The sequence below is a fragment of the Mycolicibacter algericus DSM 45454 genome (assembly GCF_002086455.1).
GTDB classification, from domain to species: domain Bacteria; phylum Actinomycetota; class Actinomycetes; order Mycobacteriales; family Mycobacteriaceae; genus Mycobacterium; species Mycobacterium algericum.
The window spans coordinates 33080-55870 of the sequence record NZ_MVHC01000012.1 but is presented as its reverse complement, the minus strand read 5'-3'; the positions used below and the strand labels follow the sequence as shown (position 1 = coordinate 55870).

At 69.8% G+C, this 22791-nt stretch carries 25 protein-coding genes and 1 tRNA gene; 15 read left to right on the top strand and 11 right to left on the bottom strand.

The genetic code is table 11. The annotated features are described in order from the left end of the window. Positions 1 to 145: 145 nt before the first annotated feature. Entirely contained in the window at positions 146 to 946 is an 801-nt protein-coding gene (gene wag31 / locus BST10_RS13015; protein WP_013828687.1) for a DivIVA-like cell division protein Wag31, read from the top strand. A gap of 65 nt (positions 947 to 1011) precedes the next feature. Next, complete coding sequence (locus BST10_RS13010) at positions 1012 to 1362, top strand: hypothetical protein (protein WP_083038178.1); 351 nt, start codon at positions 1012 to 1014, stop codon at positions 1360 to 1362. On the opposite strand, the gene BST10_RS13005 is transcribed toward BST10_RS13010, so the two are convergent. Together BST10_RS13005 and BST10_RS13000 are read right to left on the bottom strand one after the other, a co-directional pair. After that, a complete protein-coding gene (locus tag BST10_RS13005) occupies positions 1359 to 2039 on the bottom strand; it encodes a phosphoribosyltransferase (RefSeq protein WP_083038177.1) in 681 nt (226 codons plus the stop codon). The two genes, BST10_RS13010 and BST10_RS13005, sit on opposite strands and share 4 nt — an antisense overlap. A gap of 108 nt (positions 2040 to 2147) precedes the next feature. Further along, positions 2148 to 2233, bottom strand: a tRNA-Leu gene (locus BST10_RS13000). Between the two features lie 95 nt (positions 2234 to 2328). On the opposite strand from BST10_RS13000, the gene BST10_RS12995 reads away from it, so the two are divergent. Continuing rightward, positions 2329 to 3681, top strand: a complete 1353-nt coding sequence (locus BST10_RS12995) for a M20/M25/M40 family metallo-hydrolase (protein ID WP_193374463.1) — start codon at positions 2329 to 2331, stop codon at positions 3679 to 3681. Positions 3682 to 3702: 21 nt separating this feature from the next. Beyond that, positions 3703 to 4233: a YbhB/YbcL family Raf kinase inhibitor-like protein gene (locus BST10_RS12990; RefSeq protein WP_013828691.1), complete on the top strand. Its 531-nt coding sequence runs from the start codon at positions 3703 to 3705 to the stop codon at positions 4231 to 4233. 72 nt (positions 4234 to 4305) lie between these two features. Here BST10_RS12990 and BST10_RS12985 read toward each other — a convergent pair whose 3' ends face one another. The 3 genes from BST10_RS12985 to BST10_RS12975 are packed head-to-tail and all read right to left on the bottom strand — an operon-like array spanning position 4306 to position 6669. Then, positions 4306 to 5373, bottom strand: coding sequence for a quinone-dependent dihydroorotate dehydrogenase (locus tag BST10_RS12985; protein ID WP_083038176.1), 1068 nt, complete (start codon positions 5371 to 5373; stop codon positions 4306 to 4308). A 4-nt stretch (positions 5374 to 5377) separates the two neighbouring features. Continuing rightward, complete coding sequence (locus BST10_RS12980; RefSeq protein WP_083038175.1) at positions 5378 to 5644, bottom strand: DUF5703 family protein; 267 nt, start codon at positions 5642 to 5644, stop codon at positions 5378 to 5380. Beyond that, on the bottom strand, positions 5641 to 6669 hold the full coding sequence (locus tag BST10_RS12975; protein WP_083038234.1) for a YncE family protein: 1029 nt from the start codon (positions 6667 to 6669) through the stop codon (positions 5641 to 5643). Before BST10_RS12975 ends, BST10_RS12980 begins: the two co-directional genes overlap by 4 nt. A 137-nt stretch (positions 6670 to 6806) precedes the next feature. On the opposite strand from BST10_RS12975, the gene BST10_RS12970 reads away from it, so the two are divergent. Beyond that, the gene (locus BST10_RS12970; RefSeq protein WP_041317739.1) at positions 6807 to 7097 is read left to right on the top strand and encodes a hypothetical protein; all 291 of its coding nucleotides are present in this window, start codon (positions 6807 to 6809) and stop codon (positions 7095 to 7097) included. On the opposite strand, the gene BST10_RS12965 is transcribed toward BST10_RS12970, so the two are convergent. Next, complete coding sequence (locus BST10_RS12965) at positions 7039 to 9405, bottom strand: MMPL family transporter (protein ID WP_083038174.1); 2367 nt, start codon at positions 9403 to 9405, stop codon at positions 7039 to 7041. The two genes, BST10_RS12970 and BST10_RS12965, sit on opposite strands and share 59 nt — an antisense overlap. A gap of 144 nt (positions 9406 to 9549) precedes the next feature. Here BST10_RS12965 and BST10_RS12960 point away from each other — a divergent pair, with 144 nt between their 5' ends. Genes BST10_RS12960 through BST10_RS12950 form a run of 3 tightly spaced genes read left to right on the top strand, consistent with a single transcriptional unit; the run spans position 9550 to position 12109 of the window. After that, positions 9550 to 10590 (top strand): type III polyketide synthase, encoded by a 1041-nt coding sequence (locus BST10_RS12960; protein WP_109559506.1) that lies wholly within the window; start codon positions 9550 to 9552, stop codon positions 10588 to 10590. A 5-nt stretch (positions 10591 to 10595) separates the two neighbouring features. Further along, a complete protein-coding gene (locus tag BST10_RS12955; protein ID WP_083038170.1) occupies positions 10596 to 11096 on the top strand; it encodes an isoprenylcysteine carboxyl methyltransferase family protein in 501 nt (166 codons plus the stop codon). Further along, positions 11093 to 12109 carry an NAD(P)/FAD-dependent oxidoreductase gene (locus tag BST10_RS12950; protein WP_083038168.1) on the top strand — a complete coding sequence of 339 codons (1017 nt, stop codon included), beginning with the start codon at positions 11093 to 11095 and terminating at the stop codon, positions 12107 to 12109. The genes BST10_RS12955 and BST10_RS12950 overlap by 4 nt, the downstream gene beginning before the upstream one ends. Positions 12110 to 12115: 6 nt before the next feature. On the opposite strand, the gene BST10_RS12945 is transcribed toward BST10_RS12950, so the two are convergent. From BST10_RS12945 to BST10_RS12930, 4 genes are read right to left on the bottom strand one after another with little or no spacing between them, the layout of a single operon-like run. After that, positions 12116 to 12748 carry an anti-sigma factor family protein gene (locus BST10_RS12945; protein WP_083038167.1) on the bottom strand — a complete coding sequence of 211 codons (633 nt, stop codon included), beginning with the start codon at positions 12746 to 12748 and terminating at the stop codon, positions 12116 to 12118. A gap of 47 nt (positions 12749 to 12795) precedes the next feature. After that, complete coding sequence (locus BST10_RS12940; RefSeq protein WP_083038165.1) at positions 12796 to 13323, bottom strand: sigma-70 family RNA polymerase sigma factor; 528 nt, start codon at positions 13321 to 13323, stop codon at positions 12796 to 12798. Between the two features lie 59 nt (positions 13324 to 13382). Further along, positions 13383 to 15014, bottom strand: coding sequence for a carotenoid oxygenase family protein (locus BST10_RS12935; RefSeq protein WP_083038163.1), 1632 nt, complete (start codon positions 15012 to 15014; stop codon positions 13383 to 13385). Continuing rightward, complete coding sequence (locus tag BST10_RS12930) at positions 15011 to 15520, bottom strand: sigma-70 family RNA polymerase sigma factor (protein WP_083038161.1); 510 nt, start codon at positions 15518 to 15520, stop codon at positions 15011 to 15013. The genes BST10_RS12935 and BST10_RS12930 overlap by 4 nt, the downstream gene beginning before the upstream one ends. Positions 15521 to 15669: 149 nt before the next feature. On the opposite strand from BST10_RS12930, the gene BST10_RS12925 reads away from it, so the two are divergent. The 7 genes from BST10_RS12925 to BST10_RS12895 all read left to right on the top strand — a co-directional run bounded on the left by BST10_RS12925 (position 15670) and on the right by BST10_RS12895 (position 21706). Then, the gene (locus BST10_RS12925) at positions 15670 to 16524 is read left to right on the top strand and encodes an undecaprenyl-diphosphate phosphatase (protein WP_083038159.1); all 855 of its coding nucleotides are present in this window, start codon (positions 15670 to 15672) and stop codon (positions 16522 to 16524) included. Beyond that, positions 16521 to 17207 carry a histidine phosphatase family protein gene (locus BST10_RS12920; RefSeq protein WP_083038157.1) on the top strand — a complete coding sequence of 229 codons (687 nt, stop codon included), beginning with the start codon at positions 16521 to 16523 and terminating at the stop codon, positions 17205 to 17207. The genes BST10_RS12925 and BST10_RS12920 overlap by 4 nt, the downstream gene beginning before the upstream one ends. Before the next feature lie 50 nt (positions 17208 to 17257). Continuing rightward, positions 17258 to 17851, top strand: coding sequence for a DUF3090 domain-containing protein (locus tag BST10_RS12915; protein WP_013828705.1), 594 nt, complete (start codon positions 17258 to 17260; stop codon positions 17849 to 17851). After that, positions 17835 to 18647, top strand: a complete 813-nt coding sequence (locus BST10_RS12910) for an SCO1664 family protein (protein ID WP_083038155.1) — start codon at positions 17835 to 17837, stop codon at positions 18645 to 18647. The genes BST10_RS12915 and BST10_RS12910 overlap by 17 nt, the downstream gene beginning before the upstream one ends. 111 nt (positions 18648 to 18758) lie before the next feature. Beyond that, on the top strand, positions 18759 to 19541 hold the full coding sequence (locus BST10_RS12905) for a 3'(2'),5'-bisphosphate nucleotidase CysQ (RefSeq protein WP_109559505.1): 783 nt from the start codon (positions 18759 to 18761) through the stop codon (positions 19539 to 19541). Positions 19542 to 19565: 24 nt separating this feature from the next. Further along, a complete protein-coding gene (mshC, locus tag BST10_RS12900; RefSeq protein ID WP_013828708.1) occupies positions 19566 to 20801 on the top strand; it encodes a cysteine--1-D-myo-inosityl 2-amino-2-deoxy-alpha-D-glucopyranoside ligase in 1236 nt (411 codons plus the stop codon). A 29-nt stretch (positions 20802 to 20830) separates the two neighbouring features. Next, complete coding sequence (locus BST10_RS12895) at positions 20831 to 21706, top strand: SDR family oxidoreductase (RefSeq protein WP_083038152.1); 876 nt, start codon at positions 20831 to 20833, stop codon at positions 21704 to 21706. Between the two features lie 33 nt (positions 21707 to 21739). Here BST10_RS12895 and BST10_RS12890 read toward each other — a convergent pair whose 3' ends face one another. Next, a complete protein-coding gene (locus tag BST10_RS12890) occupies positions 21740 to 22606 on the bottom strand; it encodes a PAC2 family protein (RefSeq protein WP_083038150.1) in 867 nt (288 codons plus the stop codon). Positions 22607 to 22791: the final 185 nt, after the last annotated feature.

Here is a 22791-nt window from a genome sequence, read left to right as displayed (position 1 = left end):
GAAATTCGCTCTTAATATCATTCTCATTGCCGAGCCCAGCTCCTGATGTGACAGGATGGACGGCAGTTACTACACGGCTAGCGTATTCCCGGTCGACCTAGACTTGCCCGATCGGTGCTAACTACCTGACTCAAGGGGGCAGACCATGCCACTAACACCGGCAGACGTGCACAACGTCGCGTTCAGCAAACCACCCATCGGGAAGCGCGGCTACAACGAGGACGAGGTCGACGCCTTTCTCGACCTCGTGGAAGGCGAACTGACCCGCCTCATCGAGGAGAACGCAGACCTGCGCCAGCGGGTCAGCGAACTCGACCAGGAGCTCGCCGCGGCCCGCGCCGGTGGCGGCGGCCAGCAGCCCACCACCGCGATCCCGGTCTACGAGCCGTCTCCCGAGCCGTCGGCGCCGCAGCCGGTCGCCGCCGCCGCGCCGGAGCCCCCCACCGAAGACCAGCACCTCAAAGCGGCCCGCGTGCTGAGCCTGGCTCAGGACACCGCCGACCGGCTGACCGGTACCGCCCGGGCCGAGTCCGAGAAGCTGATGGCCGACGCCCGTGCCAACGCCGACCAGATCCTCAGTGAGGCACGGCAAACCGCCGAGACGACCGTCGCCGACGCCCGGCAGCGTGCTGACGCCATGCTGGCCGATGCGCAGACGCGTTCCGAGACCCAGCTGCGCCAAGCCCAGGAGAAGGCCGATGCGCTGCAAGCCGACGCCGAACGCAAGCATTCCGAGATCATGGGCACGATCAACCAGCAGCGCACCGTGCTGGAAGGCCGCCTGGAACAGTTGCGCACCTTCGAGCGTGAGTACCGCACCCGGCTCAAGACCTACCTGGAATCCCAGCTCGAGGAGTTGGGCCAGCGGGGCTCGGCGGCACCGGTCGACACCAGCGCAGCCAGCGACGGCGGCGGGTTCAACCATTTCAACCGCGGGACGAACTGAGCCCCAGAACCGAACCGCCGTACCTGGGAATCGAGTAGTCTGCTCCTCGGGCGGGAGGTGAATCGATGCTGATCATTGCACTGGTATTGGCGGCAATAGGGCTTGCTGCGTTGGTGTTCGCCGTGGTCACCAGTAATGCGTTGGTGGCGTGGGTATGCATTGTCGCGAGCTTGCTGGGTGTGCTGTTGCTGATTGTCGACGCGCTGCGGGAACGTCGCCGCGGCAGTCGGCCCCCGGCTCCGGAGCCGGGTGAGGAACCCGGAGATTCGGACGCCGTCGTCGACGAGGACGACGAAGCGGCGGCCGAGACGTCCGAGGCGGCCGAAGCAGCCGACGAGGCGGTTGTCGCGGACTACGACGAGGAGGCGGCCGAGGAGACGGCCGACGAGGAGCCGGTCGCGCACCCTGCGGACTAACTCGCAGTGGTGGTCGGTGTGGCCAGCAGGTCCCGTACTTCGTCGTCGCTGACCTGACGGAAGTCGAGATAGGCCTGGCCAACCGCGTCGAACGAGTCCGGCATCGTCGCGCACACGACGTCGTCGGCCTCTTGGGCGATCTTGCGGCACGCCGAGAGCGGGCCGACCGGTACCGCGACGACAGTGCGGGCCGGTTCGGCCGACTGCACCGCCCGCACCGCCGCCAGCACGCTTGCTCCGGTCGCGATGCCGTCGTCGACCAAGATCACCACCCGGCCGTGCAGGTCGGCAGGTGGCCGGTCGCCGCGGTAGGCGTGTTCGCGGCGGCGCAGTTCGGCTGATTCGCGGTCGATCACCGACTGCACATCGGCGCCGCCGATACCCAGGCTGCTGAGCACCTGGTCGTTCATCACCACCTGCCCGCCGGCCAGCGCGCCCATCGCCAGCTCGGGCTGCTGCGGCACACCGAGCTTGCGGACCAGGAACACGTCCAGCGGCGCGTTGAGCGCCGCTGCGACCTCCCATCCGACCGGAACCCCGCCGCGGGCCAGACCCAGCACCAGCAGGCCGTCGGCGTCGCGGTAGTCAGCCAGCCGTTCGGCCAGCGCCCGGCCGGCGTCACGGCGGTCGCGGAAGGTGCGAGCCGACGTCTGGTTCGAGCGGCTTGGACGAGTCATGTCCTTATCGAGCCTACGACGCTGAACACATTGTCGCTGCTGGCCGGGCAACTGCCTCGTCGCGGAGGCTGGTGGCTTCGAAACGCGGAAGCGACTCATCGCACGCGGTGTCCGAGGGGGGACTTGAACCCCCACGCCCGTTAATAGGGCACTAGCACCTCAAGCTAGCGCGTCTGCCATTCCGCCACTCGGACCGACCCGGCTCGGGCCGGGCAGCTAAGGCTAACGGATGCCGATCGCCGGACCCAAACCCAGCCCGCGCGGTGCCATCCGTGGGCGTTACGGCGAAGTGGTAGGAAAGGTAACTGTGACGGTCTGTCCCGATCCTGCCGACGAAGTGGTCGAACTGGTCAGTGCGCTCATCCGGTTCGACACTTCCAACACCGGCGAGCCCGAAACCACCAAGGGTGAAGCCGAGTGCGCCCGGTGGGTGGCCGCCCAGCTCGAGGAAGCCGGTTATGAGACCGAATACCTCGAGTCCGGAGCGCCGGGCCGGGGAAACGTCTTCACCCGCCTGAAGGGCAGCGATCCGTCCCGCGGAGCACTGTTGATCCACGGCCACCTCGACGTGGTGCCCGCCGAGGCGAGCGAGTGGAGCGTGCACCCGTTCTCCGGCGCGATCACCGACGGCTACGTGTGGGGCCGCGGCGCGGTCGACATGAAGGACATGGTCGGCATGATGATCGCGGTGGCCCGCCACCTGGCCCGCGCCGGCATCACCCCGCCGCGCGACCTGGTGTTCGCGTTCCTGGCCGACGAGGAGGCCGGCGGCAAGTACGGCGCGCACTGGCTGGTGGAGAACCGGCCGGATTTGTTCGCCGGGGTCACCGAGGCCATCGGCGAGGTCGGCGGCTTCTCGCTGACGGTGCCGCGTCGTGACGGGGGAGAACGCCGGCTCTATCTGATCGAGACCGCGGAGAAGGGGCTGTGCTGGATGCGGTTGCGCGCCCACGGCCGCGCCGGGCACGGGTCGATGATCAACGACGACAATGCCGTCACCATCCTGACCGAGGCGGTGGCCCGACTGGGCAGACACCGGTTCCCGTTGGTGCTCACCGAGGCCGTCGAGCAGTTCCTGGCCGCGGTCGCCGAGGAGACCGGGCATGCCATCGACGTCGATTCACCGGACCTGGAGGGGATGATCGAGAAGCTGGGGCCGATCGCCCGCATCGTCAACGCCACCCTGCGTGACACCGCGACCCCGACCATGCTGCAGGCCGGCTACAAGGCCAACGTGATCCCCGCGACGGCCGAGGCGGTGCTGGACTGCCGGGTGCTGCCCGGCCGTCAGGCGGCGTTCGAGGCCGAGGTCGACGCGCTGATCGGCCCGGACGTCACCCGCGAATGGATCACCAACCTGCCGCCGGTGCAGACGTCCTTCGACGGCGATCTGGTCGAGGCGATGAATGCCGCGCTGCTGGCCTGCGATCCCGACGCCCGGACCGTGCCCTACATGCTGTCCGGAGGAACGGATGCAAAAGCGTTCGCCCAATTGGGTATTCGCTGCTTCGGGTTCACCCCGCTGCGGCTGCCGCCCGATCTTGATTTCTCCGCGTTGTTCCACGGCGTCGACGAGCGGGTTCCGGTCGACGCACTGGAGTTCGGCACCCGCGTACTGCACCACTTCCTGACACACTGTTGACCCCGACGAGAGGACGAAGCCATGACCAACGCCCCCGACCCGTACGCCGCCCTGCCGCAGCTGCCGACGTTCACGCTGACCTCGTCGTCGCTGACCGACGGCGGGACACTGGCCAAACCGCAGGTCAGCGGGATCATGGGGGCCGGCGGCGAGGACGCCAGCCCGCAGCTGAGCTGGTCGGGCTTCCCGGAGGAGACCCGCAGCTTCGCGGTCACCGTCTACGACCCCGATGCGCCCACCGCATCCGGCTTCTGGCACTGGGCGGTGGCCAACCTGCCGGCCACCTGCACCGAGCTGCCCGAGGGCGTCGGAGACGGCAGCCTGCTGCCCGGTGATGCGCTGACCCTGGTCAACGACGCCGGGATGCGTCGCTACGTCGGCGCCGCCCCGCCGGCCGGGCACGGCGCGCACCGGTACTACGTCGCGGTGCACGCCGTCGACACCGAGAAGCTGGACCTGGCCGAGGACGCCAGCCCGGCCTACCTGGGCTTCAACCTGTTCATGCACGCGATTGCCCGCGCGGTGATCGTCGGCACCTACGAGCAGAAGTAGCGACACCCCCGGCCAGCAGACGCGAAAGCCCCCATTTCGATCTCGATTTGGGGGCTTTCGCGTCTGCTCGCGCTAACGGGCGGCCGAGCCGACCGCTTCGGTCAGCGACGCGAACCCGCCGGCACGTAACCGGTCGGCCAGCCCGTGGTGGATGTTGCGCGCCCACAGGCCACCGCCGTAGATGAACCCGGTGTAGCCCTGCAGCAGCGAGGCGCCGGCGGTGATGCGTTCCCAGGCGTCGTCGGCGGTCTCGATCCCGCCGACGCTGATCAGCACCAGCCGGTCACCGACGCGGGCGTACAGCCGCCGCAGCACCTCCAGCGCCCGGCGCGCCACCGGCGGACCGGAGATACCGCCCGGCCCCAGGTCTGCCGCCCCCGGGGTGGCCAGGCCCTCGCGCGACACCGTGGTGTTGGTGGCCACGATGCCGGCCAGGCCCAGTTCCACCGCCAGGTCGGCGACGGCATCCAGGTCGGTGTCGGCCAGGTCCGGTGCGATCTTGACCAGCACCGGCCGGGTGGTCTCGGCACGCACCGCGGCCAGGATGGGCCGCAGCGCTTCGACCGCCTGCAGATCGCGCAGCCCCGGGGTGTTCGGCGAGCTGACGTTGACCACCAGATAGTCGGCCAGCGGCGCCAGCAACCGGGCGCTGGCCCGGTAGTCGGCGACCGCGTCCTCGGCCGGGGTGGTCTTGGTCTTGCCGATGTTGACGCCGATCGGCACGTCGGCGTGATGGCGGGCCAGCCGGGTGGCCAGCGCGCCGGCGCCCTGATTGTTGAATCCCATCCGGTTGAGCAGCGCGCGGTCGTCGGGCAGCCGGAACAGCCGCGGCGCCGGGTTGCCCGGCTGCGGCGCCGCGGTCACGGTGCCGACCTCGGCGTAACCGAAACCCAATGCGCCCCAGGCTTTCAGCCCGACGCCGTCCTTGTCGAACCCGGCGGCCAGCCCGAGCGGACCGGGGAAGTGCACACCGAACACCGTGCTGGCCAGTATCGGATCATGGGGCGCCAGCCGGCGTTGCAGCAACCGGCGCGTCGGGGACAGCGCAGTGGCCCCGCGCAGCGCGGCGAACGCGAACGTGTGGCTGCGTTCGGGCGGTGCCAGGAACAGTGCGCGGCGCAGCGCGCCGTACCACCCCATCCGGCTACAGCCCCGGCTGGTCGACGCAGCGGTTCCCGCTGATCGCATTCATTTGAGATTTTTTGCGGCGCAACAGCACCCGCCTGCTCCCATCGGTATACAGCCGCACCCGGGTCAGCTCCCAGCCGCGATACTCGGCTTCGATCGCCAACCGGGTCGAGGCGCCGATCCGGGTGACCTCCGGCGGCAGCCGCAGCGGAATCCACTCGTAGTCATCGGACAGTTCGGATTCCCAGCTCGCGGGCAACCGGCGTGGCCGCAGCGCGGTCATCGTTGCCTCGTGGCGTGCTCGATCACCTGGACTCCGGCCTCGGCGCCCGACACCACGTACAGGGTGTCCGACGTGTCGTCGAAGGCCAGGGTGTTGGGTTGCTGCACGGTCGGGTATCGAACCTTTTCCACAGGTATTCCGGTGGTCAGATCGTAGCCGACCACGGTGTTCGTCGCGGTCTGCGACACCCAGGCGAACCCGTGCGAGCCGGCCACCCCGTACGGGGATTCCGGCACCGGGTAGGCCTGCCGCAGCATCAGCGGGTCGCTGCCGTACACCAGCAACTGGCCACCGCGGGTGTCGGTCACCAGCACCGGACCGTGCGGATCAGCGGCCAGTGTCGTCGCGCCCTGGCCGGCGCGCAACGCGTACTGCGGCTTCCCGTCGGCGCCGACGGTGGTCACCGACGTCTGGCCGCGATCCAGCACGATCGAGGTATTGCCTTGCGTCACAATCTGATCGACGCGGGCGAAGATCGTCGTCCGCTCTGCGGTCCGGGAGCCGTCGGCGGTCAGGGTATAGACGGCGCCGTCGGCACTGCCCAACACCAACGTGCCGTCGCTGCGCCGGGCGATCGCGGTGAAATCGACGTCGGCGGCGTCATCGACGTCGACCCGGCTGGCCTGGCGGGTGCGCAGGTCGACGGTGAAGTAGCCGCCGCGGCCGGACAGGTAGGCGAACCCGCTGCTGTCGCCGGCCAGCGCGGTCGCCGGGCCGGGCAGCGCCACCGCCGGGTGGCCGGGCGCGCCGATCAGGTTGACGCTCGCGGGTGCCTGCGGGTCGGGTCCGGGAGACAGCACCACCAGCAGGCCGGTCGCGGCGTCGAACACCGCACCGGTGACCGGAGCGTGCAACGGCCGCACCGTGCCGGCCGGGCGCTGCGACGCCGCCGGTGAGACGGCGGGCTGCGCCGCCGGGATGGTCGGCGGCGGCGCGGTGACGGGATTGGCCGAGCACGCCGTGACCAGCAGCAGCGACAACAGCAGGCCGGAGAACGGCCAGCGGGGCCGGCGGGGGGAGTGCATCGGCACGGGCAGCTCTTCCAGCTCTGGGGCGGTCGACGGTCGACGCCGGGACGAACCACCGATTCTAAGGAAGGCCCCGGCGCCGCATCGGCATGTCCGGGGTAACTATAAGTTCGCTTAGGTGTAACGTGCCCGTCATGACTGTGGCCGAAGACTGGCAGCTGGAGTGTTCGGAGTTTCTCGTCGAGGAGATCTGGACCGGCGCGTTCGCGAGCGGGTTCGGCCAGGTCGGTGACGGCCGTAGCTTCTCGTTCCGCATCGAGCAGCAACTGCTGGTGGTCGACGTCTACCGGCCCCTGCTGGAGTGCCCGGTCCCCCATGAGGAGGACGTGGTGGCGCGGGCGCGTCGCAGCCTGGTGGACATCGACCTCAGCGACGAGCGGAGCCTGACTGCGGCCGTGCGTGACGCGGTGTCGGTCGCCCGTTGACCGGGACGCGATAGTCGGCTCCGTCGGCGCACACCGGCTCGCCGGGCGGATGCCCGGACCGGCGGTGCCGTTCAGCTGCGGAGGCCTCCGGGGTGTGGTCCTCACTGATGCCGATCCGGTCGTGAAGCCGGGCGAGTAATCCCGGCGCCCACCAGTTCGCCCGGCCCATCAGGTGCATGAAGGCCGGCACCAGCACCGTGCGCACCAGCGTGGCGTCGGTCAGCACGGCCAGGGTCAGCCCCACACCGAACATCCGCATGAACGACACGTGCGCGGCGATCAGCGCCGCGAACGATATCGACATCACCAGCGCCGCGGCGGTGATCACCCGCCCGGTGCGGGCCAGGCCGAGCGCCACGCTGGCGTCGTTGTCCGCCGGGGTGCGGCCCGAGGCCAGCCAGTACTCCCGGATCCGGGCGATCAGGAACACCTCGTAGTCCATCGACAATCCGAATGCGACGCAGAACAGCAGCACCGGCATGTTGGCCACCAGCGTCCCGGTCGGTGTCGTGCCGAACGCCCCGAAATGGCCGTCCTGGAAGATCCAGACCAGCGCCCCGAACGCGGCCGTCAACGAGAGCACGTTGAGCACCAGTGCTTTCACCGGCAACACCACGCTGCCGGTGAGCAGGAACAGCAGCACGAACGTGATGGCCGCGATCAGCCCCAGTACCAGCGGCAAGCGGGACGTGATGGCGGCCACGCTGTCGCGGTTGTTCTGCGCCAGCCCGGCGAACAGGACCGTCTTCCCGGCCGGGCCGGCGATCTGGTGCAGTTGATCGAGCTGGTCATCGGAGTCGGCCGAGAACAGCGGGGCGGTGCTGGCGATGGTCACCAGCGCGAAGCCGTCGACCAGGCCGGTCGGTGCCGCCGGTGGCCCCGCCGGCTGCCCGTTGACGAACGTGGCGGTCGGCGCGGTCACCGCCGACACATGCGTCACCGCCGACAGGGCGGCCGCATAGCGCTCGAGATCGCCGGGGGCCAGCCCGGCGGCCTCGGGTACGACCGCGCTGATGGTGGCCGACGAGTCGTCGGCGAACCCGGTGCGCAGCCGGTCGCCGACCTGGTGCGCCGACGCCGACCGGGGCAGCGCCCGGTCATCGGGGAAGCCCCATTTGACGCCCAGAAACGGCGTCCCCAGCAGCATCAGCACGGTGACCCCGGCCACTGCGACGGGCACCGCGTGGCGGATCACCGCGGTCGTCGACCGGTGCCAGAACTGCTGTTCGACCGGCTTGGGTTCGGGCTCGCCGCGGCTGAGCAGCCGACGAGCCAACCGGTGCATGTCCAGCGCGTCGAGGCGGGCGCCGAGCACCACGATCAGCGCCGGGGTCAGCACAATGGCCGCGCAGGCGACGAACGCCACGGTGGCCACCCCGGCGTAGGCGAACGATTTCAGGAAGTACATCGGGAACAGCACCATGAACGCCATGGACAACGCCACGGTGGTCGCCGAGAACAGCACCGTGCGGCCCGCGGTGACCATGGTTCGGGTCAGCGCGGCGTCGGGTGCGGCACCGGTGGCGAGTTCGTCGCGGTAGCGGCTGATGATCAGCAGGGTGTAGTCGATCGCCAAAGCCAGGCCCATCGCCGTGGTCAGGTTGAGGGCGAAGATCGACACGTCGGTGTAGGCGGTGATCACCCGCAGGATGGTCATCGACCCGACGATCGCCACGGCGGCCACCGCGAGCGGCAGCGCCGCGGCGACCAGCCCGCCGAACACCCAGACCAGCACCAGAAAGCTCAACGGCACCGCGATGGCTTCCATCACCAGCAGGTCGTGTTGGTTCTGCTCGTTGATCTGCGCGTAGATCACCGCTTCGCCGCCGGCTGCGACGGTCACGCCATCCCGGTCGTACACGCCCAGGGCGGTCATCGATTCCAGCAGCGACTTGGCATAGTGCTGAGCGTTGTTCTCCCCGCCCCTCAACTCGGCGATCACCAGTCCCGATCTGCCGTCGGTGCTCACCAGCCCGGGCGAGTTGGTCCACGTCGAGGAGGTCCCGTAAACCCACGGCGAGGTCCGCAGTTGTTCGACGATCGCGATGCCGACCGAGGCGGCCCGATCGCTCGTCGCGCCGTCGGCGTCGGTGACGGTGATCAGCATCTGCTGGTCGCTCTGGCCGAACTTGTCGACCAGAATCCGGGCCGCTCGGGCCGACTCCGAGCCGGGATCGTTGAACCCACCCGCCGACAGCTTCCCGGCTACCGGTGCGCCGAAGATCGCCGAAGCGATCAGGATCAGGCCGGCCACGGCGAGCATGCGTCGCGGCGCGGAGAGTGCAGCCCAAGTGATCCCGCGCAGCATCGCCGATCCTTCCGAGTAGGTGTCGCCGATCTCTGAGTCACACGATCCCTGAGTTACATACGGAATCCAAGGCACTTTGGTTCACCCGATTCACCCTTGAGATCCGCGTTGAACCCTGAAGTCGGTGACGGCGTAATCCCGGATGTGACTACATTTCCTGCCATCGCCTCGGCCACCGTCGCGTTTCCGCCGCACCGCTACCGCCAAGAAGAGCTGACCGCGGCTCTGGCGGGCCTCGCGGGACCGGAGTTTCGGCGCTTCGGTGCCGCCAGCGGGGTCGCCACCCGGCGGCTGGCGCTGCCGTTGGAGCGCTACCGCGAGCTGAGCGGGTTCACCGAGGCCAACGACGTCTATCTCGACGTGGCACTGGAACTCGGTGAGCGAGCACTGTTGTCGGCGCTGGAGTCGGCCGGTCTCGAGCCGACCGAGGTCGATGTCGTCTTGTCGACGACGGTGACCGGGCTCGCCGTCCCGACACTGGAGGCGCGGCTGGCCAAGCGGGTCGGGCTGCGCCCCGATGTGAAGCGGGTCCCGCTGTTCGGGCTCGGCTGTGTCGCCGGTGCCGCCGGGGTGGCCCGCATGCACGACTATCTGCGGGCCTTTCCCGGTCATGTGGCGGCGCTGCTCGCAGTTGAACTGTGCTCGTTGACCATTCAGCGCAACGATCACTCGGTCGCCAATCTGGTCGCGTCCAGCCTATTCGGCGACGGCGCCGCGGCGGTCATCGCGACCGGCGCCGAACGCCCGCCAGCCGGGCCGACGCTGCTGGCCACCCGCAGTCACCTGTACCCCGACACCGAGGACGTCATGGGATGGCATATCGGCAGCGACGGATTCCGGATCATCCTGTCCGCCGACGTGGCGACCGTCGCCGAGAAATACCTCGGTGAAGACGTGCGCGAATTCCTCTCCGACAACGGACTGTCGGTCGCCGACGTCGCCTGCTGGATCTGCCATCCGGGCGGACCACGGGTGATCGAAGCCGTCGAAAACGGCTTGGGCCTGCATGCCGATGCGTTGGATCTGACCCGGAACTCATTACGGGACAACGGGAATCTGTCGTCGGTGTCGGTGCTCGACGTGCTGCGCGAGACGCTGGACGATCCGCCGCCGCCGGGGTCGGTCGGCTTGATCATGGCCATGGGTCCGGCGTTCTGCTCCGAACTCGTCCTGTTGCGCTGGTGACGCCGATGTACACCCTGTTGATCGTCGCGGTCGGGATCGAACGGTTGGTGGAGTTGCTGGTGTCGCGTCGCAACGCCGGTTGGGCTTTTTCCCAGGGTGGTGAAGAGTTCGGGCGCGGCCACTACCCGGTGATGGTGGTGCTGCACGGGGCCCTGCTGGCCGGCTGCCTGATCGAGGTGTGGGCCGCGCATCGGGTGTTCATCCCGCGGCTCGGCTGGCCGATGCTGGCGGTGGTGGCCGCCGGCCAGGCGCTGCGCTGGTGGTGTATCGGCACGCTCGGGCCCCGGTGGAACACCCGGGTGATCGTGATCCCGGGCTCGCCGCTGGTGCGCCGCGGCCCCTACCGATGGCTGCGCCACCCCAATTACGTGGCGGTGATGGTTGAAGGACTGGCCCTGCCGTTGGTTCATTCCGCCTGGCTGACCGCCATCGGTTTCGGTGTGGCCAATGCGGTGCTGCTGGTGGTCCGGATCCGGGTGGAGAACACCGCGCTGGGGTATGCATGACGACCTGTGACGCCGACGTGCTGGTCGCCGGCGGCGGGCCGGGCGGACTGGCCGCCGCGTTGTGCGCGCGCCGGCAAGGACTTTCGGTGATCGTGGCCGAACCACGTCCCGACCCGATCGACAAGGCGTGCGGCGAGGGGCTGATGCCCGGTGGGGTGGCCGAGCTGGCCGCTCTCGGGGTCAACCCGGCCGGAATGGCGCTCGCGGGCATCGCCTACGTGGGGCAGCGGCACCGAGCCGAGGCGCGGTTCACCGGTCCGCCGGGGCAGGGAGTGCGGCGCACCACGCTTCAGGCAGCGCTCACCGAACAGGCCAAAGCGCAAGGCGCCCAATGGGTTGCTCGACGGATCTCCGATGTCGAACAGGACCGGTGCGCGGTGGCGGCGGCCGGGATCCGGGCACGGTGGTTGATCGGTGCCGACGGGCTGCACTCGGTGGTCCGCCGCGCGGTCGGAATCCCGGCGGTAGCCGGCTCGCCCCGGCGCTACGGCGTGCGCCGGCACTACACCGTCCCGGCGTGGTCGGAGTTCGTCGAGGTGCACTGGTCGCAGTGGGGCGAGGCGTATGTCACACCGGTGCAGCCCGATCTGGTGGGCGTGGCCATCTTGTCCTCGCGCCGACCCGACCTGGACTGGTTCCCGTGGCTGGCGCACCATCTGCGGGACGCTGAGGCCGGGGCGGCCCGCGGCTGCGGCCCGCTGCGACAGGTCGTTGCCCGCCGCGTCGCCGGGCGGGTGCTGCTGGTCGGCGATGCCGCCGGGTACGAGGACGCCTTGACCGGCGAAGGCATCAGCCTGGCCGTCAAGCAGGCCGCCGCGGCGGTGGACGCGATCGCCGCCGACGCCCCGGCGTCCTACGAGCGGGCCTGGCACCGGCTCACCCGCCACTACCGCCTGGTGACCCGCGCCCTGGTGCTGGCCAGCGCCCCGCGCGCCACCCGGCGGGCGATCGTGCCCGCATGTGCGGCCCTGCCGGGTGTCTTCGGCGGGATGGTGCACACCCTGGCGCACTGAGGTTACTCACAGCGTGCGTTGCAACAGCACCTCGTCGCTGTCGGCGGAGACCACCTGGACCGAGGCGATCTGATCGACCGACATCGAGGTGCTGCCGGTGGGTGTCGCGGTGTGCCCGGGATGGGCCACCCAGCTCGCCAGCCGGTTGCGGCTGCCGTCGCGGCCCACCACCACCAGCGCCAGCAGGTCATGCGGGGCGCTGCTGTCGGCCAGGCAGACGCAGCGCAGCTCGATCAGCGTTCCCCAATCCATGTCGCTCACCGACACCGTGGAGGCCAGCAGCGCGGTGTGCACCTGGAGCATCGGCACCGCGGTGGCATCCGGGGGCGGAGCGGACTGACCGGCGACACCCACGAACACGGCCACCGCCACCGCCGCAGCCGCAGCCGCGGTGCCCACCCAGGACAGCCGCAGCCGGCGCCCGTTCCGGGCCGGCGGCACCGGCGCCGGCAGCTGATCATCCTCATCGTCCGGGTCCAGAGCCGCCACCAGGTCGAGGTCCAGGTGCGACAGCAGCTCGGACATTCCCTCAAGTTCGGCGACCGCGCTCTGGCACCACGGACACCCGATCAGGTGGCCCTCGAACTCGGCCCGTTCGGCCGTCGACAACGCCCCCAACACGTAGGCGGCGTCCCACATCGCGTAGGTGTGCGCAACCCCGCGGCCCGCATCGGGCCTTTGCTGTGTCACCGGGCCACTCCCATCTCCTGCAGGGCGCGTCGCAGTGCGCGTACCGCATAGTGCAGCCGCGACTTCACGGTTCCTTCGGCGATCCCGAGATCGGCGGCGATCAGCGCGGTGGTCCAGCCGTGGTAGTACGACCGGCAGATCACCTCGCGATGCTCGGGCGACAACCGGGTGACCGCTTCGGCGATCAGCATCCGGTCCAGTGTCGCGTTGATCTCGTCGGGGCCGGCCTGCTCGGGGACGCCGTCGAGCAAGCCGACCTCGTGGCGCGCCTGGGCGCTGCGGCTCTGGTCGATGATCAGGTGGCGGGCGACGGTGAACAGCCAGGCGCGGGCGGAATTGCCGGTGACCTCGAGGTGCTTCCAGGCCCGCAACAGCGTCTCCTGGACGATGTCGTCGGCCCGGCCCCGGTCGCCGGTCAACCGCAGTGCATATCGCCGGAGGGCGGCCGCGTGCTCGGCGTAGAGCACCCCGACCAGCGCATCTCTCGGGCTGCGGTCGGTGACGGTTCCGGCGGCGACGGCCATGCGATAAGACCTCCGGTGATGACACGATCGGCGACCCCGGCTGGTTCACTGTCGCGCGGTCAGTCCCCGAGCCAGTTGCCGTGGAACCCGTGCGGTACCCGTCTCGGCAACCGGATTCGGGCCACCGGATCACCAGCGAAATCGGCGGCGTCGATGATCACCAGGTCGCTGGCGTCGCGGGCCGGGTCGTAGACGTAGCTCAGGTACCACCCGGCCAGCTCGTCGTCGGGCCCGCCGTCGGCCGCGACGAAGATCGCCTCATCGGCGGTGCCGCGCACACCGTCGCTGACGAACCGGTGTTCCTCGGCGCTGCCGTTGTCGAGGTCATAGCGGACCAGCGTGTTGGTGCCGACGGTGACGGCGTACCGAGCCCGCCGACCGGAGCGCCGGTCGTCGATACGCGGGAATTCCACCCCGCGGTCGTCGAGTTGGGTTTGTTCGACGGAGCCGTCCGCCAGGTCGATCGTCCAGCGCCACAGCGTGGCGGCGTCATCGAAAACACTGTCGTCGCGCCACAACTCGGGGTACCGGATCACTTGCAGCACAATGGAATCGCCGTCTGCTGACGTCACGTCGTAGGCGTTGGCGATGTGAAAGACGTAGCAGGGGTCGACCTCGAACCAGCGCACCGCGCCGTACGGGTCGTCGCGGCGCAGCACCCCCAGGCGCGCACCGTAGGAGTCGTCCCACCGGTAGGGCAGGTCCTGGCCGGCGTCCATGGTCAGGGCCAGGCTCAAATCGAACAGCACCGGTAGGTCCAGGAACACGATGTGCCGGGCGGTCAGTGCGAAGTCGTGCATCAGGGTCAGCGCCGGAACGTCGATCGGACGGCTCAGGATGAGCTCGCCGACGGCGTCGGCACGGTGATAGGTGACGTGCGGCTGCACCAGGCTGCCGTAGCCGAAGAAGTGCAGCTCACCGGTGTCCGGGCAGATTTTGGGATGGGCGTTCATTGCGTCGGCCAATTTGCCGCCGAAATCGTAGGCGCCCAACGTCTTCAGGTCGTTGGTGATCTGGTACGGCAGGGACGTCTCCATCAGGGCCAGGGTCCTCCCGGCGTGTCGTACCACGTGAGTGTTGGCCACGCTGGAGCGCAGGTTGCGGCGGCCTCCGGCCCCGTACACCGGGAACGGGCGGTCGAAACTGTCGGTGTGCACCCAGCGGTTGCGGTACCAGGCGGCCCGGCCGCGCTCCAACCGGATGCCGTGGACCATGCCGTCGCCGATGCACCAATGACCCGTGGCGGTGCGCGGGTTCGGGCCGTTGCGCAGGTACCAGCCGGTCAACTCGGGCGGGATGGCGCCCTCGACGGGCAGGCCGAACGCGGTCTGCTCGTCGGGCACCGGGGCGTAGTTGCGGGTCCGGAAGAACGGCATGACCGTCTCGACCGGTTGAGCCGTTTCGCCGGTGCCCGGCGGCCCCGACCCGTTGCCGCTCGGCGCCGGGACCCGGCGGGCGGGCAGTGCCCGGCCCGCCTCGAGGGCGGCCAGGTCGTCGCGTGAGAGCAACGACAGCAGCCGGGGGATCGGGGCCAGCTCGGCGACCGCACTTCGACACGATGAACACCGGTCGAGGTGCCCCTCGAATTCCCGGCGGTCGGCACTCGACAACGAACCCAACACGTAGGCGGCGTCCCACGTGGCGTAGGGGTGATCGTCGCCGGTGGCACCCGCGTCGAACTCGCCCGTCATCGCGTCATCCCCATCTCGTCCAGCGTGTGGCGCAGTGCGCGCAGTGCGTAATGCAGCCGGGATTTCACGGTGCCTTCGGCGATCCCGAGGTCGTCGGCTATCTGTGCGGTGCTCCAGCCTTGATAGTAGGAACGGCGAACCACGCCACGGTGGTCCGCGGACAGCCGGGCAATCGCCTCGGTGATCAGCATCCGGTCCAGCGACAACCCGGCCTCGTCCGGGCCCGGCGGGTCGGGTGTTCCCGGACCGGAACGACTCTCGGAGCGGAAACGCATGCTGCGGCGCTCGTCGATGACGATGTTGCGGGCGACGGTGAACAGCCAGGCCCGCGCCGAGCGGGTGACGTCGTCGACGACCTCGGGGTGCTGCCAGGCGCGCAGCAGCGTCTCTTGGACCACGTCCTCGGCCCGGGAGGGGTCGCCGGTCAGCCGGAGCGCGTAGCGGCTCAACGCGGCCGCGTGTTGGTCGTAGAGCATCCGCATGGCACCGGCTTCCGGAATGTCCATTCACAGCCTTCCGGTGGGAAATACGGCAGATCCGCCCCCCGCGTTCACCGCAGGCGCCGATGGCAGCGGTGAATTCAAGTGTGCGACACCCGGCCGTCCGTCGCCACCCCCGCGGTACGGTCTTCGTCGTGTCGGTAGTCGAGGCCGCGATGTCGTGGCCGCAGGTCATCGTCCTGGCGATTGTTCAGGGGCTCACCGAATTCCTGCCGGTCTCGTCCTCCGGGCATCTTGCGCTGGTATCGCGGGCGTTCTTCGCCGGTGACGCCGGCGCATCGTTCACCGCGGTGACCCAGCTCGGCACCGAGGTGGCGGTCCTGGTCTATTTCGCCAAGGACATCGCGCGGATCGCCACCGCGTGGCTGTCCGGGGTGGCGTCGGCGCTGACCAGGACGCCGCTGGCCGCCGACCGCCAGGTCGACTACCGGATGGGCTGGTACGTCATCATCGGCACCATCCCGATTTGCGTGCTGGGCCTGGTGTTCACCGACCAGATCCGGTCCGGGGTGCGCAACCTGTGGGTGGTGGCGACCGCGCTGGTGGTGTTCTCGGCGGTGATCGCCGCCGCCGAATACCTCGGCCGCCAGACTCGCCACGCCAAACAGCTGACCTGGCGCGATGCCGTACTGGTGGGGTCGGCGCAAACCCTTGCGCTGGTGCCCGGCGTGTCCCGCTCCGGCGCCACGATCAGCGCCGGGCTGTTCGCCGGCCTGGACCGCGAACTGGCTGCCCGCTTCGGCTTCCTGTTGGCCATCCCGGCGGTGTTCGCCTCCGGGCTGTTCTCGTTGCCCGATGCGTTTCACCCGGCCGGTACCGGGATGAGTGCCAGCGGGCCGCAACTGTTGGTAGCCACCCTGATCGCCTTCGGGGTCGGCTGGGCGGCGGTGACCTGGTTCCTGCGGTTCCTGGTGTCCCACAGCATGTACTGGTTCGTCGGGTATCGGGTGGTCGTCGGGACGACGATCCTGGTCCTGCTGGCCACCGGTGTATTGGCGGCCCAGTCATGACGGTCATCTTGGTCCGGCACGGCCGGTCCAGCGCGAACACCGCCGGGGTGCTGGCCGGGCGTTCCGAAGGTGTCGCGCTCGACGCGTTGGGCCGCGAGCAGGCCGCACAACTCGTCGACCGGCTCGCCGGCCTGCCCATCAAGGCGCTGGTGCGCTCCCCGCTGCTGCGCTGCCGCAGCACCGTCGAGCCGCTGGCCGCCGCGCTCGGGCTGGACCCGCTCATCGACGATCGGCTCGTCGAGGTCGACTACGGAACCTGGACCGGTCGCAAGATGAGTGAGCTGACCGGCGAGCCGCTGTGGCGGGTGGTGCAGGCGCAGCCCAGCGCGGCGGTGTTCCCCGGCGGGGAAGGGCTGGCGCAGGTGCAGGCCCGGGCGGTGGCCGCGGTCCGCGATCACGACCGCGAGCTGGCCGAGCGGCACGGCGCCGACGTGCTGTGGTTGGCCTGCACCCACGGCGACGTCATCAAGGCCGTGATCGCCGACGCGCTCGGTGTCCACCTGGACGGCTTTCAGCGCATCACCGCTGACCCGGCGTCGGCCAGCGTGATCCGCTACACGCCGTTGCGCCCGTTCGTCATCCACCTCAATCACACCGGGGACTCACTGGCCGCCGCGGTCAGGAATTCGCCGCCCGCCGACGGCTCGTCGAGCGACGCCGTTGTCGGTGGGTCCACCACCTAGTCGACAGGGATACCGGTGTCATCGCCGACTGCCGGTATTTTGGAGATGCCATGTCCCGAGCCATCCACGTCTTTCGCACTCCCGACCGCTTCGTGGCCGGGACCGTCGGCCAACCCGGGAACCGCACCTTCTACCTGCAGGCGGTGCACGACGAGCGGGTGGTCTCGGTGGTGCTGGAGAAGCAGCAGGTAGCGGTGCTCGCCGAGCGGATCGGTGCACTGTTGTTGGAGGTCAACCGCCGATTCGGTACCCCGGTACCACCGGAGCCCACCGAGATCGAGGACCTCAACCCGCTGGTGACGCCGGTGGACGCCGAGTTCCGGGTCGGAACCATGGGCCTGGGCTGGGACTCCGAGGCGCAGACCGTGGTGGTCGAGCTGCTGGCGGTCAGCGACACCGAATTCGACGCGTCGGTGGTGCTCGACGACACCGAGGAGGGCCCGGACGCGGTGCGGGTGTTCCTGACGCCGGAGTCGGCGCGGCAGTTCGCCACCAGGTCGAACCGGGTCATCTCCGCGGGCCGCCCGCCGTGCCCGCTGTGCGACGAGCCGCTGGATCCGGCCGGCCACATCTGCGTCCGCACCAATGGCTATCGGCGGGGTGCATTCGGGCCCGACGATGAGCCCGATGACTCCGACCTCTGACGATAGGGAGGCGCTGCGCTCCGGGGAGCTGGAGATCCTGGGCCGCATCCGCTCGGCGAGCAACGCCACTTTCCTGTGCGAGGCGACGATGGGGGAGCGGCGCACCCACTGCGTGTACAAGCCGATCGCCGGTGAGCAGCCGCTCTGGGACTTCCCGGACGGCACGCTGGCCGGCCGCGAGCTCGTTGCGCACCTGATCTCCGTCGAGCTGGGCTGGAATCTGGTGCCCTACACCATTATTCGCGACGGCCCGGCCGGTCCGGGAATGGTGCAGCTGTGGGTGGACCAACCCGGCGACGGCGGCGACCCGCCGGCCGGGCCCGCGCTGGTCGACCTGGCGCCGGTCGGCGAGATCCCGGCCGGCTACCTGTCGGTGCTGCGGGCCTACGACTACGCCGGCGACCCGGTCGTACTGGTGCACGCCGATGATCCCCGGTTGCGTCGCATGGCGGTGTTCGACGTGGTGATCAACAACGCCGACCGCAAGGGCGGGCACGTCCTGTGCGGCACCGACGGTGTGGTCTACGGCGTCGACCACGGTGTGACCCTGCACACCCAAGACAAGTTGCGCACCGTGCTGTGGGGCTGGGCCGGCATGCCGCTGGACGACCCGGCCGAGTTGCAGGCGCTGGCCCGCTTGGCCGCCGCCCTGGACGGCCCGCTGGCCGCCGCCCTGGAGCCACATCTGACGTCGGCCGAGATCGCGGCCCTGCGGCAGCGCGTCGAGGATCTGCTGGAACATCCGGTGATGCCCGGCCCGAACAGTCATCGCCCGATACCCTGGCCGGCGTTCTGACCGCCTTCACCCCGGCCGAGTGTGCGTTCTGGTCGGGAAAAACCGCTCCGGGCGTACCGAACCGCACACTCGCGGCGGGGCCCCGCTGCCGGGTCGGGGATACTTCCTGACGTGACGCTGACCGACGCGGCGCTGGCCGCCGAACTGGCCGTCGAGGCCGGGAAGCTGTTGCTCAAGGTCCGCGACGAGGTGGGGTTCGGCCACCCGTGGCGCCTCGGCGACGCCGGGGATGCGCTCGCCAACCGTTTGATCCTCAGCCGGCTGCGGGAGGTACGCCCCGACGACGCGGTGCTCAGCGAGGAATCGCCCGACGATCTGGCCCGGTTGCAGGCCGATCGGGTCTGGATCATCGATCCGCTCGACGGCACTCGGGAGTTCACCACCCCCGGACGTGATGACTGGGCGGTGCATATCGCGCTGTGGCAGCGGGACGGTTCGGGGCTGGGCGCCATCACCGACGCGGCGGTGTCGCTGCCGGCCTATGACAACAGGAGCAACGTCGTCTTCGCCACCGACACGGTCACCGCGAACGCCTCGCCGGCCGGGGTCCCGAACCCGATACGGGTGGCGGTCAGCGCAACCCGGATGCCCGCGGTGGTGCGCATCATCCGGGAGGTGCTGCCGGTCGAACCGGTGCTGATGGGTTCGGCGGGCGCCAAGGCGATGGCGGTGGTGCGCGGCGACGTGGACGCCTACCTGCACGCCGGCGGCCAATGGGAGTGGGATTCGGCCGCCCCGGCCGGTGTGGTGCGGGCGGCCGGGCTGCACGCCTCTCGGCTCGACGGGTCGCCGCTGCTCTACAACCGCCCCGACCCCTACCTGCCCGACCTGCTGATGTGCCGGCCCGAGGTGGCGCCGACGCTACTCGACGCCATGCGGCGCACACTGCTGTAGCTAGTGGGCCTTACAGTCGAGGGCATGCAATCGTGGTCCGCGCCGGCCGTTCCGGCCCTGCCCGGGCACGGCCCGGCGCTGCGTCTGTATGACACCGCCGACCGCCAGGTCCGCCCCGTGTCGCCGGGCCCGACGGCCACCATGTACGTCTGCGGCATCACCCCTTATGACGCCACCCATCTGGGTCACGCCGCCACCTATCTGGTCTTCGACCTGATTCACCGGCTCTGGCTCGACGCCGGCCACCGGGTGGACTACGTGCAGAACGTCACCGACGTCGATGACCCGCTGCTCGAACGCGCCGACCGCGACGGTGTGGACTGGCAGCGGCTGGCGGCCGGCCAGGTCGAGCTGTTCGCGGCGGACATGACCGCGCTGCGGGTGCTGCCGCCCCAGCACTACGTGGCTGCCAGCGAGGCGATCGACGAGGTCGTCGAGGTGGTCGAGAAGATGCTGGCCTCCGGATCGGCCTATGTCGTCGACGGCGAACACCCGGACATCTATTTCCGCGCCGACGCCACCGACCAGTTCGGCTACGAATCGGGTCTTGACCGCGCCACCATGCTGGAACTGTTCGGCGAGCGCGGCGGAGATCCGGACCGGGCCGGCAAGACCGATCCGCTCGACGCCCTGCTGTGGCGCGCCGCCCGGCCGGACGAACCCAGCTGGCCCGCGCCGTTCGGCGCCGGACGGCCCGGCTGGCACGTCGAGTGCGCCGCGATCGCGTTGAGCCGGATCGGCAGCGGAATCGACATCCAGGGCGGCGGGTCCGACCTGATCTTCCCGCACCACGAGTTCTCCGCCGCGCACGCCGAATCGCTCACCGGGGAGCGGCGCTTCGCCCGGCACTACGTGCACGCCGGGATGATCGGCTGGGATGGGCACAAGATGTCCAAGAGCCGCGGCAACCTGGTGCTGGTGTCCAAGCTGCGTGCCCAGGGCGTGGAGCCGGCGGCGATCAGGCTGGGTCTGCTGGCCGGCCACTACCGCAGCGACCGGTTCTGGGACGACGCGATCCTCCAGGAGGCCCAAGCGCGGCTGGCCCGCTGGCGCGCCGCGACCACCCTGCCGGCCGGCCCGGCCGCCGACGACGTGATCGCCCGGCTGCGCCGCTACCTCGCCGACGACCTGGACACGGTGAAGGCGCTTGCCGCGCTGGACGCTTGGGCGACCGACGCGCTGGAGTACGGCGGCCACGACACCGCCACCCCGGGGCTGGTGGCCACCGCCGTCGACGCCCTGTTGGGTGTGGCGCTCTGACCCACCTGCGTCGGGAGTAGTTTGGCCGCATGGTTGCGATTCACTCCCAAGTCATCTTCATCACCGGCGGTGCGCACGGTATCGGCGCCGATACGGCCCGCCGGCTGCACGCCCAGGGCGCCAAACTGGTGCTGACCGACCTGGACCAGGCTCAGCTCACGGCGTTCGCCGACGAACTCGGCGGTGACCGGGTGCTGACCGTGGCCGCCGATGTCCGCGACCTGGACGCTATGCAGGCCGCCGCCGATGCGGCCGTCGAGCGGTTCGGACGGATCGACACTGTGGTCGCCAACGCTGGTATCGCCAGCTACGGCTCGCTGCTGGCCGTCGATCCCGAGGCGTTCCGACGGGTGATCGATGTCAACCTGGTGGGGGTGTTCAACACGGTGCGGGCCACGTTGCCGGCCATCGTCGAGCGCCGCGGCTATGTGCTGATCGTGTCGTCACTGGCGGCGTTCGCCGCCGCGCCGGGCATGATCCCCTACGACGCATCCAAGGCCGGTGTCGAGCACCTGGCCAACGCGTTGCGCCCGGAGGTCGCCCACCTCGGGGTGACCGTCGGCTCGGCGCACATGTCCTGGATCGACACCGCGCTGGTGCGCGACACCAAGTCCGACCTGTCGACCTTCGGTGAGTTGCTGACCAAGCTGCCCTGGCCGCTGAACAAGACCACGTCGGTGGCCGAATGCGTCGACGCGTTCGTCGACGGGATCGAGAACCGTCGCACCCGGGTGTACTGCCCCCGCTGGGTGGGCCTGTTCCGCTGGCTCAAGCCGCTGCTGTCCAGCGGGGTCGCGGAGGGCCAGATCGGCAAGGTGGCCGCCGAAATGCTGCCGCGGATGGACGCCGAGGTCGCCGCGCTGGGCCGTTCCACCAGCGCCTACAACGAGGCCATCGAAAAGTAAGCGGAAATAGCCGAAAAACAGGCGCGACGGAGGTCAGCGCCGGCGGCGCCGCAGGTAGCGCTCGAACTCCGCGGCCAGCGCGTCGCCGTCGATCTTGTTGAGCGCATCGGTCATGTCGACCTCGGCATCGCCGCGCTCCTCCAGCGACGTGACGTAGTCGGCGATCTCCTCGTCCTCGCTGGCCATTTCGGTGACCGCCAGCTCCCACTCCTCGGCTTGCGCCGGCAGATCGCCCAGCGGCACCTCGATGTCCAGGGCGTCCTCGACGCGGCGCAGCAGTGCGACCGTCGCCTTGGGGTTGGGCGGCTGCGAGACATAGTGCGGCACCGCCGCCCAGAACGTCACCGCCGGAATCCCGGCCGCCACGCACGCGTCCTGAAACACCCCGGTGATCCCGGTCGGACCCTCGTAGCGGGTCTCGGTCAGACCGAATCGGGTGGCCGACTCCGGCGAGTACGCCGCCCCCGAAACCGGCACCGGCCGGGTGTGCGGGGTGTCGGCCAGCAGCGCGCCCAGGATCACCACGGTGTCGACGTCGAGTTGCTCGATGACCGCCAGCAGCTGGGCGCAGAACATCCGCCAGCGCATGTTGGGCTCGACGCCGTGCATCAGCACGATGTCGCGGTCGCTGCCCGGTGGCCGGCAGTGCGAGACCCGCATCGACGGCCACACCAGTTCACGGGTGACACCGTCGAGCTGCCGGATCACCGGCCGATTCACCTGGTAGTCGTAGTACGCCTCGTCGTCGATGTCGACGATCAGCCGGGCGTCCCAGATGTCGTGCAGGTGCTGCACCGCGTCGCTGGCGGCGTCGCCGGCGTCATTCCAGCCCTCGAAAGCGGCCACCACGATGGTGTCGTGCAGGTCGGGAAGCGCGGTGCCGTCATCCGGTCGGGTCACACCGCCAGGGTAAGGCCTGTGCGGAGATCACGGGCCCTACCGAAGCGGCTGAGTCGGCTCGTTCGTCGGCGGATTCGTCCCCATGCCGGGTGAGCAAGTAGACTTTTCGGCGTCGAGAGGCGTTGCAACGGTTCGCCGGTTCCCGCCGGTGGCCGCCACGCTCGACGGAGTTAAGGACGCCTTCC

Bases quoted from the DNA above. Each gene is read 5' to 3' on its own strand.
- BST10_RS12950 (WP_083038168.1), top strand. From the start codon at position 11,093: ATGACGACCTGTGACGCCGACGTGCTGGTCGCCGGCGGCGGGCCGGGC.
- BST10_RS12910 (WP_083038155.1), top strand. From the start codon at position 17,835: ATGACTCCGACCTCTGACGATAGGGAGGCGCTGCGCTCCGGGGAGCTG.
- BST10_RS12915 (WP_013828705.1), top strand. From the start codon at position 17,258: ATGTCCCGAGCCATCCACGTCTTTCGCACTCCCGACCGCTTCGTGGCC.
- BST10_RS12945 (WP_083038167.1), bottom strand. From the start codon at position 12,748: ATGTGGGACGCCGCCTACGTGTTGGGGGCGTTGTCGACGGCCGAACGG.
- BST10_RS12985 (WP_083038176.1), bottom strand. From the start codon at position 5,373: ATGGGGTGGTACGGCGCGCTGCGCCGCGCACTGTTCCTGGCACCGCCC.
- BST10_RS12920 (WP_083038157.1), top strand. From the start codon at position 16,521: ATGACGGTCATCTTGGTCCGGCACGGCCGGTCCAGCGCGAACACCGCC.
- BST10_RS12975 (WP_083038234.1), bottom strand. From the start codon at position 6,669: ATGCACTCCCCCCGCCGGCCCCGCTGGCCGTTCTCCGGCCTGCTGTTG.
- BST10_RS12955 (WP_083038170.1), top strand. From the start codon at position 10,596: ATGTACACCCTGTTGATCGTCGCGGTCGGGATCGAACGGTTGGTGGAG.
- BST10_RS13010 (WP_083038178.1), top strand. From the start codon at position 1,012: ATGCTGATCATTGCACTGGTATTGGCGGCAATAGGGCTTGCTGCGTTG.
- BST10_RS12990 (WP_013828691.1), top strand. From the start codon at position 3,703: ATGACCAACGCCCCCGACCCGTACGCCGCCCTGCCGCAGCTGCCGACG.
- BST10_RS12935 (WP_083038163.1), bottom strand. From the start codon at position 15,014: ATGACGGGCGAGTTCGACGCGGGTGCCACCGGCGACGATCACCCCTAC.
- BST10_RS12980 (WP_083038175.1), bottom strand. From the start codon at position 5,644: ATGACCGCGCTGCGGCCACGCCGGTTGCCCGCGAGCTGGGAATCCGAA.
- wag31 (WP_013828687.1), top strand. From the start codon at position 146: ATGCCACTAACACCGGCAGACGTGCACAACGTCGCGTTCAGCAAACCA.
- BST10_RS12965 (WP_083038174.1), bottom strand. From the start codon at position 9,405: ATGCTGCGCGGGATCACTTGGGCTGCACTCTCCGCGCCGCGACGCATG.
- BST10_RS12930 (WP_083038161.1), bottom strand. From the start codon at position 15,520: ATGGACATTCCGGAAGCCGGTGCCATGCGGATGCTCTACGACCAACAC.
- BST10_RS13005 (WP_083038177.1), bottom strand. From the start codon at position 2,039: ATGACTCGTCCAAGCCGCTCGAACCAGACGTCGGCTCGCACCTTCCGC.
- mshC (WP_013828708.1), top strand. From the start codon at position 19,566: ATGCAATCGTGGTCCGCGCCGGCCGTTCCGGCCCTGCCCGGGCACGGC.
- BST10_RS12970 (WP_041317739.1), top strand. From the start codon at position 6,807: ATGACTGTGGCCGAAGACTGGCAGCTGGAGTGTTCGGAGTTTCTCGTC.
- BST10_RS12940 (WP_083038165.1), bottom strand. From the start codon at position 13,323: ATGGCCGTCGCCGCCGGAACCGTCACCGACCGCAGCCCGAGAGATGCG.
- BST10_RS12895 (WP_083038152.1), top strand. From the start codon at position 20,831: ATGGTTGCGATTCACTCCCAAGTCATCTTCATCACCGGCGGTGCGCAC.
- BST10_RS12925 (WP_083038159.1), top strand. From the start codon at position 15,670: ATGTCGTGGCCGCAGGTCATCGTCCTGGCGATTGTTCAGGGGCTCACC.